Source organism: Propionispora sp. 2/2-37, from assembly GCF_001298735.1.
Lineage (GTDB): Bacteria > Bacillota > Negativicutes > Propionisporales > Propionisporaceae > Propionispora.
In genome coordinates this window covers 25,632-38,086 of sequence record NZ_CYSP01000008.1, presented here as the reverse complement: position 1 = coordinate 38,086, position 12,455 = coordinate 25,632, and the positions used below count along the sequence as shown (strand labels likewise).

The 12,455-nt window shown below is 43.9% G+C and carries 13 protein-coding genes; all 13 read left to right on the top strand.

The genetic code is table 11. The features are described 5' to 3' along the window. The 13 genes from P22_RS09870 (at position 1) to terL (ending at position 12,444) form a co-directional block, all read left to right on the top strand. Complete coding sequence (locus tag P22_RS09870) at positions 1-813, top strand: sigma-70 family RNA polymerase sigma factor (protein ID WP_054260071.1); 813 nt, start codon at positions 1-3, stop codon at positions 811-813. A 15-nt stretch (positions 814-828) separates the two neighbouring features. Continuing rightward, on the top strand, positions 829-1,347 hold the full coding sequence (locus P22_RS09865; protein ID WP_054260070.1) for a hypothetical protein: 519 nt from the start codon (positions 829-831) through the stop codon (positions 1,345-1,347). A 133-nt stretch (positions 1,348-1,480) separates the two neighbouring features. Next, positions 1,481-2,035, top strand: a complete 555-nt coding sequence (locus tag P22_RS09860) for a hypothetical protein (RefSeq protein WP_054260069.1) — start codon at positions 1,481-1,483, stop codon at positions 2,033-2,035. Positions 2,036-2,047: 12 nt separating this feature from the next. Further along, positions 2,048-3,409 (top strand): helicase-related protein, encoded by a 1,362-nt coding sequence (locus P22_RS09855; protein WP_054260068.1) that lies wholly within the window; start codon positions 2,048-2,050, stop codon positions 3,407-3,409. Between the two features lies 1 nt (position 3,410). Then, positions 3,411-4,397 carry a DNA-methyltransferase gene (locus P22_RS09850; RefSeq protein ID WP_054260067.1) on the top strand — a complete coding sequence of 329 codons (987 nt, stop codon included), beginning with the start codon at positions 3,411-3,413 and terminating at the stop codon, positions 4,395-4,397. A gap of 6 nt (positions 4,398-4,403) precedes the next feature. After that, a complete protein-coding gene (locus P22_RS09845; RefSeq protein ID WP_054260066.1) occupies positions 4,404-5,594 on the top strand; it encodes a DNA cytosine methyltransferase in 1,191 nt (396 codons plus the stop codon). Further along, positions 5,578-7,992: a virulence-associated E family protein gene (locus P22_RS09840; protein ID WP_054260065.1), complete on the top strand. Its 2,415-nt coding sequence runs from the start codon at positions 5,578-5,580 to the stop codon at positions 7,990-7,992. The genes P22_RS09845 and P22_RS09840 overlap by 17 nt, the downstream gene beginning before the upstream one ends. 310 nt (positions 7,993-8,302) lie before the next feature. After that, complete coding sequence (locus P22_RS09835; RefSeq protein WP_054260064.1) at positions 8,303-8,551, top strand: VRR-NUC domain-containing protein; 249 nt, start codon at positions 8,303-8,305, stop codon at positions 8,549-8,551. Then, positions 8,538-9,899: an SNF2-related protein gene (locus P22_RS09830; protein ID WP_054260063.1), complete on the top strand. Its 1,362-nt coding sequence runs from the start codon at positions 8,538-8,540 to the stop codon at positions 9,897-9,899. The genes P22_RS09835 and P22_RS09830 overlap by 14 nt, the downstream gene beginning before the upstream one ends. After that, positions 9,892-10,125: a hypothetical protein gene (locus P22_RS09825; RefSeq protein WP_054260062.1), complete on the top strand. Its 234-nt coding sequence runs from the start codon at positions 9,892-9,894 to the stop codon at positions 10,123-10,125. Before P22_RS09830 ends, P22_RS09825 begins: the two co-directional genes overlap by 8 nt. 237 nt (positions 10,126-10,362) lie before the next feature. Then, a complete protein-coding gene (locus P22_RS21380) occupies positions 10,363-10,485 on the top strand; it encodes a hypothetical protein (protein WP_255351797.1) in 123 nt (40 codons plus the stop codon). A 41-nt stretch (positions 10,486-10,526) separates the two neighbouring features. Further along, positions 10,527-11,027, top strand: a complete 501-nt coding sequence (locus P22_RS09820) for a hypothetical protein (RefSeq protein WP_054260061.1) — start codon at positions 10,527-10,529, stop codon at positions 11,025-11,027. Then, on the top strand, positions 11,005-12,444 hold the full coding sequence (gene terL / locus P22_RS09815; RefSeq protein WP_082378458.1) for a phage terminase large subunit: 1,440 nt from the start codon (positions 11,005-11,007) through the stop codon (positions 12,442-12,444). Before P22_RS09820 ends, terL begins: the two co-directional genes overlap by 23 nt. Positions 12,445-12,455 lie beyond the last annotated feature (11 nt).

The following is a 12,455-nucleotide window of genomic DNA, read 5'->3' as shown; positions in this document are numbered from 1 at the left end:
ATGATTGCCGTTCAAATGGTTGATGAAAATCAAATCCTTCAAGCTTACGAAAAGCTGGTCCATTACGCGATCCATAAATTTTACCCATACAGGAACGGTGTAGAATACGAAGATTTGTTTCAGATTGGCAGTATTGCGTTATTAGAGGCCTACCGGGCGTATAAACCTGACCGGGGCGCAAGTTTCTCCACATGGGCCATATTGAACATAAAAACAGCCATGTTTAAAACAATACGAAAGAACAAGGCCTTAAAAAGAAAAGGCTGCGTTCTATCACTGGACGCGGTTAGAAATGGAACGGAATTTCGGCTAATAGATGCCATTGATGATGAAAGGGCAATTCAAGATTTTGAAGAGGTTTTATTAAAAATTTGTTTGGAAGAGGGGAGTTATATCATGCCAACAAAGCCCATTAGAAAACAGGTACCGATAGCCCCTGCGGCGCCGGTCCACACTTCAATAGATTTATCCTCGTTTATAGTTTTCAATGCTAGCAACGCTGCTGTAAATAGTAGAGATACCGTCGCTATTGGTGTCACTAAAACCGGAAAGGTAACACTGTCGGCGGCTATTGGCGCCCGTTATCAGGCGGGCGAAACTCTGGAAGTCTTAATAAACAAAACCGCCAATATTATCGTTGTCCGCCAGTCGGAGAATGGGATTAAATGCCGGACAAACGGCAAAAACACGATCGGAAGAATATTATCCTGCCGAGCCCTTACGAATTATATTGGCGGTAAGAAAATTGATTTACCGATTCGCTTCCGTGCGGAATGGGACGATTCTGTACAAGGCTTTGTCGGTAAGAGATAAGAAGGAGAGGATATTATGACAAAAGCACAAGTTAGGGAGTTTTTAGCGAAAGTCAGATATAAAGCCGTTAAAGCGGTGATCGATAAGCATAGAGCGATTTATGAAAACGCTATTGAGGTCTATCTAGAATCAAACCCTGTGCTAAAAGAGGCTATTGCCAATTATGAGAAAGCTGGGGCAGCACTAGATGAAGCTGAAAAAGTAATAAAGCAATTTATACCTAGGCATTATTTATCAACAGGCTATACGAGAGAGCCTAAAAAACAGATGTTTTATACAGATCATCAGATAAAAAACATACCGGAATTGCAGGCATTGCTGGGCGCTTGGAATGCCGAAGTGGATAAAGTAAAGGAAGAGTATGCAAAAATAAATCGCGTCATAGGCAAAAAAAGAGATGGAGCAGCCGCTAGAAAATTTTTGGACAGCCTTGGCTTTGATACTTCCTATTTAGATAAAATCGAAAATCCGCCGGCGGATTCTTCGGAGATTGATACATCAGCTTTATTCCCTTGCAAGGAAAAAGGTATATAGGAGGGGTTTATATGACGATACCTGACATACTTAGAAAAATAATTTGTTTCATCATCGGCCATGAGTTTGTGCCTACTTCGATACTTGGACCTTACGAGTGCAGAAGATGCGGGCATAGAACGAGGCGGCCGTTATGAGGAAAGGCGATTGGATAGAAACTTACTCAGGGATTAAATTTTATCCATTAGAGCCGTATCCCGACGATATAAAAATCGCGGATATAGCCCACGCATTAAGTCTAACCTGCAGGTATAACGGCCATTGCAAGCATTTTTACAGTGTAGGGCAACACTCAATCAATGTCTATAAATATTTAGCAACGTTATACCCTACAGAGTACGCCTTGCAGTTGATTGGATTACTGCATGATGCAAGTGAAGCGTATATATCAGATGTTTGCAGACCGATAAAGCCGTTTTTGATTAATTATCAAAAAGTGGAATTTGTCATACAGCGGACAGTTTGGGCCGCATTTGGGTTAAGACCTACCGCTACGGAACTAAAAAGAGTAAAAGAAGCGGATACTCTTATCTTACATGCTGAAGCTATGGATTTGATGAGAAACATTGATTCCTGGGCTGAAAAAAATGATTTACGTATTGATATCGCTTTCAAAAATCCTGTAGATATAGAAAAAGAATTTTTGACTATTTTTATTAATCTATGCAATTTTTCATTAGGCTCCTAGGAGGTGGTTTCATTGGATTATGCTGAGTTTTTAAACCAAAAGCGCATTGTGGTTAGATCAGAGGGAATTGATGTACCCTCTGATTCCATCAATAGCGGTATGTTTGATTATCAGCGCGACATTACCCGATGGGCGTTAAAGAAAGGTAAGGCGGCGCTGTTTGAGGGCTGCGGGCTGGGTAAAACTTTTCAGATGCTGGAATGGGCAAAACATGTATATGACTATACTTGGCAGCCGGTTCTTATATTAGCCCCGTTGGCCGTAGCTGGACAAACAGCAGAAGAGGGCGCAAAGTTTGGCATTGAAGTTAAGCAGTGCAACAGCAAAGAGGACGTGATCTATGGGATTAACGTTACCAATTATGAAAAGTTGGATCGGTTCAACCCGGATGATTTTTCAGGGATTATTCTGGATGAAAGCTCAATCCTAAAATCCTTCACCGGGAAGATCCGCAATCAGATTATTGGGGCGTTCACCCATACACCTTTTAAGTTGGCCTGCTCCGCTACACCAAGCCCTAACGACTATATGGAACTGGCGAATCATGCGGAATTCCTGGGAGTCATGACACGGGCTGAAATGCTGGCTATGTTCTTTGTCCATGACGGCGGCGATACTAGCAAATGGCGCTTAAAAGGGCATGCGCAGGAAGATTACTGGCGTTGGGTAGCCTCCTGGGCTGTTATGATGCAAAACCCGGCTGACCTTGGATATGACGGCTCCCGGTTTATCCTACCGGAATTAGAGGTTATGCCGCATGTCATCATGACCGGCAAAGAACAGGTAAAAACCTTGACAGAACAACGAATAGCCGCAAAAGAAACTCTTGCCGCCCGCGTTGCCCGGTGCGCGGAGATCGTAAACAGCACGAATGATTCTTTTATAGTCTGGTGCAACTTGAACGATGAAGCCGATGCCCTCGTAAATACAATTGAGGGCGCTGTGCAAATTCGCGGCGGTGATAAGCCCGAATATAAGGAACGGGTATTGAAAGGCTTCAGCGACGGCACAATCAAACGGCTTGTTACGAAGCCGAGTATTGCCGGGTTCGGATTAAACTGGCAGCATTGCCATAATCAGGCCTTTGTGGGGTTATCACATAGTTTTGAACAATATTATCAAGCGGTGCGCCGGTGCTGGCGGTTCGGCCAGAAAAACAAAGTCAACGTCCATGTTATTTCTTCAGACGTTGAGGGCGCAGTTGTTGAGAATATACGGAGAAAAGAAGCGGAATTCAATATTATGCTGCAAAGTATGATCAGCGCCACGCAGGAAATTACGAAAGAAAACATTCAAGCGACAAAGCGGGATGCCGGAATTTACGATCCAGCAGTAAAGATGGTCCTGCCCGAGTGGTTAAGGAGGGCCAGCTAATATGAACGTACTTAATCAGGCTCACGGGGAACGATGGGCGCTGTATCACGGCGATTGCTGCGAAGTCCTGGACGGCTTGCCGGAAAACAGCGTTGACTATTCTATCTTCTCGCCGCCGTTTGCCTCCCTTTACACTTATTCAAACAGTGAAAGAGATATCGGCAATAACAAGGATTACCGGCAATTTGCCAAGCATATGCGGTTCTTAGCTTTGAAACTGTTCCGAGTGATGAAGCCAGGACGCAATGTATCTATCCATTGTATGGACATACCTTTGCTGAAAGAACGGGACGGCATTATAGGGCTTCGGGATTTTAGGGGGCACTTGATCAGGATTTTTCAACGGGCCGGGTTTATCTTACACAGTCAAGTCACAATATGGAAAGATCCCTTAGTCGAAGCTACGCGTACCAAGGCTATCGGGCTAATGCACAAGCAGCTTGTTAAGGATTCGGCTATGTGCCGGCAAGGGCTTCCTGATTATCTAGTCACTTTGCGAAAGCCTGGAGTAAATCAATATCCTATCACACATGAGAACGGGTTAACGGAGTTTGCCGGGGAGGATGCTCCGCAAACCACTGTAACCGAACGCCCGGGCCCGGACCCGGACCTATACGCAAAAAAGAAAAAGTATAATGAAACGCCGGTTTACTCCCATCAGGTGTGGCGCCGTTATGCATCGCCGGTATGGATGGATATAAGGCAGACCAATACCCTTAATAGAAATCCTGCAAGAGATACTGACGATGAAAGGCATATCTGCCCTTTACAGCTTGATGTTATCGAAAGAGCGTTAACCCTTTGGACAAATCCTGGTGATGTTACATTAGATCCTTTCAATGGCATAAGCAGTACCGGTTATCAGGCTATCAAAATGGATCGGTACTATGTCGGGATTGAATTGAAAGGGAGCTATTTCAATCAGGGAACGAGAAACTTATCTGAGTTAGAAAGTGAACTTTTTATTGAAAAGTATTTAGGCGGGTGACAGTGTATGAAGCTTGGATCGCTCTTTGATGGGATTGGAGGGTGGCCGCTGGCCGCAACACGCTATGACATAGTACCGGTTTGGGCTTCTGAAATCGAAGCCTTTCCAATAGAAGTAACGAAAATAAGATTCCCCAATATGAAACATCTTGGCGATATAACCAAAATTAACGGGGCTGAAATTGAGCCTGTTGATGTAATTACGTTAGGAAGTCCTTGCCAGGATTTAAGTATCGCGGGTAATCGAAACGGTATGCAGATAATTTGCCCGGTATGCGGCTGGGTATATGAGTATCGATCGATACAAGAAGCGGAATCCTGCCCGTTATGCTGCGCGGAGCCAGAACAAACGAGGTCAAATCTGTTTCATGAAGGTATGCGAATAATTGGAGAAATGAGGGAGGCCACAAATGGAGAGTATCCACGATTTGCTGTATGGGAAAATGTCCCCGGAGCCTTTAGCAGTAACAAAGGAGCCGACTTTAGAGCCGTGCTTGAAGAAGTCACAGAAGCCCAAATTCCAATACCTAGATCTGGAAGGTGGGCAAGCGCCGGAGTGGTCAGAGGGAACGGCGTTGAAGTCGCTTGGCGAGTCCTGGATGCCCGATACTGGGGAGTCCCCCAACGTCGTAAGAGAATCTTTCTTGTCGCAGATTTTGCAGGCCAATGTGCCGCAAAAATACTATTTAAGCCCGAAAGCTTGCGCCGGAATACTGCGGAGAGCGGAAGCCCGAGGGAAGGAACTGCCGGAGGTTTTGAGGATAGCGTTGGAACAACAGGCCGGTTAATGTTTTCATGCGCTGGATATAGCAATTATCAACTAGGGGAATTAGCGGCAACACAAAGAGCGGCCATGGCAAAACAAACTGATGTTGATCTAGTTGTCGCATTTCATACTGTAGCTGCTATAGATTGTCGCAGTTTATATGAAAGTGAAGAACTTAGCGGAACATTGCAAGCAAAGTCAGGCGGCGGTTACAGCTTAAATTATCAAAACCCTGTTCGTATTGATTATGCAGTTCGGCGCCTAACCCCTTTAGAATGTGAACGCTTACAAGGTTTTCCTGATGGGTGGACTGATATACCGGGAGCGAGTGACACGGCAAGATACAAGGCATTGGGAAATGGGATGGCACAGCCTTGCCCGGACTATATTATGCAAGGCATAGCGGAGGTACTTTATGATTTCCTCTACTGATAAATTACAACACGATGGGCCGGTAACTATTGCCATTGGCAAAAACCGTTTTGAATCAGAATGGAAGAACCGGCAAGTAAATTGGTCCTGGGTACTGGCGAAGCTGCAAACGCCCCGGGTTACTTCCGAAACGATGGCCGAATATGACAGCATGGTCAAAGCGGATCAGGACAATATCAAGGATGTTGGCGGCTTCGTTGGTGGTACACTCACCGGCGGGCGCCGGACTTTGAAAGCAATATCCTGGAGGACCATGTTTACCCTGGATGCCGACTTTGCAGAGGAAGGGCTATTTGAGGAATTTTGGCTCACTCATGGCTGCGCCTGTGCCGCTTATAACACGCATAAAGACCGGAAGGGAAAGCGCCGGATACGGATCATCGGGCCTTACAGCCGGTCCGTGACAGCCGAAGAACATGAAGCCATAAGCCGGATGCTTGCCCATAAAGTCGGCATGGATCAGTTCGATGATACAACCTATCAGCCTACTCGGTTAATGTACTGGCCTAGCGTATCAAGTGACCAGGAGCCGTATTTTGATTGCAATGACGCCCCTTGGTTAGATCCCGATAGCATCCTGGCTCTATACGGTCCGGGTGAAACGTGGAAAGATTCTTCTTTCTGGCCGGAATCCAGCCGGATTCATAAGGCGCGGAAAAAGGCGGCAGATAAGCAAGGCGATCCGACAGAAAAAACCGGTATAGTAGGGGCTTTCTGTCGGACCTACAATATCGTTGAAGCAATTGAAACCTTTTTACCGGATGTATACGCCGCCTGCACTATGCCGGATCGTTACACATATGTAGCGGGCAGTACCGCCGCAGGACTTGTCATTTATGACAATGATAAATTTGCTTACAGCAATCACGGCACGGACCCGATAGCCGGGCGTTTGGTCAACTCTTTTGATTTGGTCAGGATTCATAAATTCGGAGAACTGGACGAATCAGCAAAAGAAGGAACGCCGGTTAATAAGCTGCCGAGCTATCAGGCAATGGTTGATTTTGCTTTACAGGATAACACGGTAAAAGAAACGTTAGGTACAGAACGCCTAGAAGCGGCAAGGGAAGATTTTGCCAATGATTTAGTATCTACCGATTGGTTGACTAAATTAAAATACGATGCTAAAGGCAAGATAGATTCCATCCCGGAAAACATACTGCTGATTCTATTAAATGACCCGAATCTGGCCGGAAAAATTCAAATGGATGATTTTGCGCATAAGGTAGTTATCAAAGATGATTTGCCCTGGCGTAAGACGGAAGCGGGGCGCGGCTGGGAGGATGGCGACGATTCGGGGCTGAGAAACTATTTGCATCGGGTATATAAAATCAAAGGCGCTCCAATTATCCAAGACGCCTTGAATGAGTTAATGTATCACCAACACTTTCATCCGGTGCGCGATTTTTTAAACGGTTTGGAGTGGGATGGTAAGGAACGCATAGAAACCCTGCTAATTGATTACCTGGGCGCGGAGGATAACGGATATATACGAACGGTTACGAGGAAAATGATGGTTGCCGCCGTCGCCCGCATTATGCAACCTGGAGTCAAATTTGACACCATGCTTGTCCTAATTGGAAAGCAAGGCATAGGGAAAAGTTACTTTCTTAGCCGGTTAGGTGGGACTTGGTTTTCGGATTCTATAAAAGATATTAACCATAAAGATATTTACCAACTGATACAAGGCCGCTGGATTATTGAAATGGGCGAACTGGCCGGGCTGAAAAAAGCTGATGAAGAAAGCGTAAAGCATTTTTTAAGCAAGCAGATAGACCATTTTAGAATGCCGTATGGTAAAAACGTGATGGATTGTCCCAGGCAATGCGTATTTTGGGGCAGCAGTAATCGGGATGATTTTATAAGAGACAGCACCGGCGGGCGTAGATTTTGGCCGGTTCGGTGCGGGGTGCAGGATGTAACCAAGAGCGTATTTAAGGAATTGCCGGATTCGGAAATAGGGCAGATATGGGCCGAAGCCATGAGCTACTATCTGATAGGAGAGGATCTTCATTTAGATCAACATATGGCGACAGTAGCCCTTCAGGAACAGGAAAAACATATGGAGGATAATGAGAAACAAGGGCAGGTGCAAACCTATCTGGATACCCTTTTGCCAGAGGATTGGCAGCAAAGGGGCTTACCGGAACGCAGGGAATTCTTAAACGGCGATTTTATTACTCAAGCAGGGGCGGTAAAACGAGATAGGGTTTGTGTAATGGAAATATGGTGTGAGTTATTTGGCGGCGATTTGAAGTCACTAAATCGGATTCAGGCCATTGAGTTAAGAGAAATTCTAAACAGAATGCCAGGATGGACGAAATACACAAAAGGAACGGGCAAATTGTATTTTGGCAGTATGTACGGTCATCAAAGATGTTTTGTAAGGGCAGAATGACCAATTTTTGTGTCCGTTGTGTCCGTCAAAAATGCGACGGACACAGACCTTGGACACACCGCGAGGTCAGATAATTCAAGGGATTAACCTATTATGTGTCCAATATGTCCATACTTTCTATATATAAGATTATAAAATACATATACATATAACATTATATGTGAATATATCACAATATATGTGAAGTCATACATGCGTATTTATATATATAGGAAATCCGTGGAACGTTGGACACATGGACACAAAAAATTAAGCAGAACCCTTGAAAAATAAGGCTTCCCGGATGTGTCCGAAGAATTTGGAGGCCGGTATGTTAGAAAAACAGATCGAAAAGAAGTTTAAAAATAAAATTGAAGCCGCCGGAGGGCTTTGCCTAAAATTTGTTTCCCCCGGTTTTGCAGGTGTGCCGGATCGGATCATATTAAAACCCGGCGGTGAAATGTATTTTGCAGAAATTAAAAAGCCAGGAGAGCGACTTAGACCATTGCAGGAGAAACGGAAAAAGCAGCTTGAGGCATTGGGCTTTATGGTGGAGGTAATTGACTATGAGGACGTTTAATCCCCGCCCCTATCAATCCTACTGCAAAGATAGAATACTCCGGGAAAAAGCTCTTGGTTTGTTTCTACGTCCGGGCCTGGGTAAGACGGTAACGGCATTAACAGCTATATTTGAGTTGGTGTATGATTACTTCGATGCCGTCCGGGTTTTAGTGATAGCCCCTAAACGAGTGGCGCAGATGGTTTGGACTGATGAAATAAACGAGTGGAGTCATTTGCGGGGTTTAAAGATTATTCGCGTGCTGGGGACGGAGAAACAGCGGATAAAGGCTCTGAATACTCCGGTAGATATCTACGTAATAAACCGGGAAAACGTTGTTTGGTTGGTAGAGTATTTCGGCAAAGATTGGCCGTTTGATATGGTTATAGTGGACGAGTCTAGCAGCTTTAAAAACCACCAATCCAAGAGATTTAAAGCTTTACGGAGAGTTAGGCCATTAGTCAAAAGAATTGTTCTACTGACCGGAACGCCAGCGCCTAAAAGTTATTTAAACCTATGGCCGCAGCTTTATTTACTGGATCGCGGGGAGCGATTAGGCAAAACGATTACAGCCTATCGGGATAAATATTTTGAGCCGGACCAGAGAAACGGGGTAATGGTGTATTCCTGGAGACTAAAAGATGGCGCGAAAGAGCTAATAGATAAAGCGATAAGTGATATTTGTGTATCCATGAGCGGCAAAGATTGGCTGGATGTGAAAGAACCGTTTATTAACGATATTAAGATCGTGCTGCCAGATCCGGTTATGTCGGTATATAAACAGTTGGAACGGGATTTATTGCTGCCTTACAAAGATGGGGATGTGGTAGCCAGTACAGCGGCAGTATTGAATAATAAGTTGCTGCAGTTGGCGAATGGCGCTATATACGATGAAAACAAGAATGTCCGGCATATTCATGATTTCAAGTTGGATGCTTTGGAGGAATTAATTGACGAAGCACAGGGGGAGCCGGTATTCGTGCTTTATGCGTATCAGCATGACCGGGACCGGATCATGAAACGGTTTAATGCAAGAGAGTTAAAGACCGAAAGAGATAAAAATGATTGGAATGCAGGAAAGATACCGGTTCTGATTGCCCACCCTGCCAGCTGCGGGCATGGCTTAAATCTCCAATTCGGGGGGTATATAACTGTTTGGTTTGGACTTACCTGGGATTTTGAATTATATGATCAAGCCAATTGCAGATTAAACAGGCCGGGGCAAAAAGAACAGGGAATCATTCACCGGATTTTAACTGTCGGCACGATGGATCAGGTTTGTGCCGATGCTTTGAAAACGAAAGATATTACACAAAACGGCTTGATGGAAGCTATCAAAGCTAGAATACAGGAGGTGCTATATGGCTAATTGGATTGATGAAATATTGGCGGCTGATACTACGCCGTTATCTGAATACATGAGACAGCTATATGAGTTTACAAGTGATATGGCCCCTTGCCATGCGCTGCGGGAGGTAAAACCGATATACCCATATTCAAGCGGTGGTAGTAAGTCCAAATCATCCCGGAAGAAGGAGAAGAGCAAGAAGCCCAGTCTGGCTACGTTGAATCAGAGGTTGTATTCTAATGTATGACTTCACATAAATTGTTAACTTTTATTACAAGAAAGTGAGAAAATAGGAGAATGCAGGAACGGTAAAAATTTCTTTTAGGAATTAGGAAATATTTAGGTTTTGAGGTTATAGGGTATTTACTTTATCATAAAAATTGGATCGCAGACTCTAAAGCTTTTCGTTCTTCTTCTCCCTGTAAGAACTCCCGGCGTAAATGTCGGGAGTTCTTTTTTATGAATCAAATCGGAGGTTAAATTTATGGCCGATGACAAGAAAACGCCTGAAAAACCAAGACCGGAAATAACGCATACAGCTATCGTACATCCACCCACGCCGCCGCGAGGTAAAAAGGGCGTTAGGATATTGGCTGTGTTTAAATAAAGGTTAAAGTTTATTTTGCTGAAAGTGAGGTGATTCCTTCAATGGCTAAAGGGAAATATGAGCAATGGTTAACCGCTGAAGGGTTACTTCAGTTAGAGGCATGGGCAAGGAATGGTTTAATCGACGAACAGATTGCTTCGAATATGGGGATTACTAGATCCACACTAAGCGAGTGGAAGAAAAAGCATTCGGACATTTCGGACGCCTTAAAAAAAGGCAAGGAAGTTATCGATATTCAGGTTGAGAATGCTTTGCTTAAACGGGCATTGGGTTATCAATTTACAGAAGTTACCAAGGAGCGTATTTATAATGAGACAACTAGAAAATTTGAATTTAAGGTTACTAAGAAAGTAGTCAAAGAAGTTCAGCCGGACACTACAGCGCAAATCTTCTGGCTAAAGAACCGGAAACCTGCTGAATGGCGTGATAGGAAAGATATTGAACATGGCGGCGGTATAGACATTAGGAAAGTATATGAGGATATGAGCGAGGCTGAATTATTGGAATTGGCCGAACGGTATGAAAAGATCAATAAATCCTAAGAGTATCAGCTTAGTTGAATATATTTTTGTTCAACGTGCGCTTGCGATTAAAAAGGCCAGAACAAACTTCTGGTCTTTTTGCTGCTTTCTATACCCTGAATTCTATAAGGATAGCCGCCCGTATTTAAAAGATTTGTGTGAGACATTGCAGGCGTTTTATGAGGACCGAATTGATAAGCGGATTTTAATCATAAACATGCCGCCGCGACACGGGAAAACCTTTACCGCTCGTTTATTTGTTTTATGGATTTTTGGCAAAGATCCTAAACTCAAAGTTATTACTGGCTCTTACAATCAAATCTTATCAGGACTGTTTGCACAACAAACCAGGGATGGTATAGTTGTTGAAAATAATAGCGTCAAAAATGAATATTTCTCAAATATCTTTCCCAATACCACCATTAAACAAGGTGATGCCGCAAAGGGATTTTGGAGTTTAGATGGTTCTGAAGAAAAAAATTACTTAGCAACTTCTCCCGGTGGTACATCAACGGGTATTGGTGCTAATTATATTCTTGTTGACGATATTATTAAAAGCCATGAGGAAGCGTCTAACGAGCTTGTTAAAGATAAGCATTGGGATTGGTATAACAACACCTTAGTTCAGCGCATGGAGCGTCCCAGAAAACAAATTCTTATTATGACACGTTGGGCTTCAGATGATCTTGTTGGAAGAATGTTAAAAAAGAAACCTAATAAGTGTCATTTAATAACATATAAAGCTGTTCAAGATGATGGAAGTATGCTTTGTGACGAAATCATGACAAAAGCTGAATATGATGATGTTACTTCTGAAATGGGTGCTGATATTGCTTCAGCCAACTATCAGCAGGAGCCGATTGACTTGAAAGGTCGCTTGTATACCCGATTCAAGACCTATGACCGGATTCCTACCGATGAAAACGGTAATCCCTTATTCACCGCAATCAAAAACTATACGGATACTGCCGATACTGGGGAAGATTACCTTTGCAGTATCAACTATGGCGAATATAACGGCGAAGCGTATGCCCTAAATGTGCTATATACCAAGGCACCTATGGAAGAAACTGAACCGGCTACAGCTAAAATGCTGCATGATGATGGCGTTACTATTGCCGATATTGAAAGCAATAACGGTGGTCGTGGTTTTGCTCGTGCTGTTGAACGTATTTTACAAACTAAACACCACAGCAACCGGACACGGATAAATGCTTTCCATCAGTCGAAGAACAAGAAAGCCCGCATTATTTCAAACAGTACTTGGGTTATGGACCATATTTATTTTCCGGTCAACTGGCGTGACCAATGGCCTGAGTATCATGATGCCATGATTAAGTATCAAAAGGAAGGTAAGAACAAACATGATGACGGCCCGGATGCTACAACGGGTATAGCTGAAAAATGCGGTCAGGGCAGCAGAATGGGTTTTGAATGAGGTGATAAACA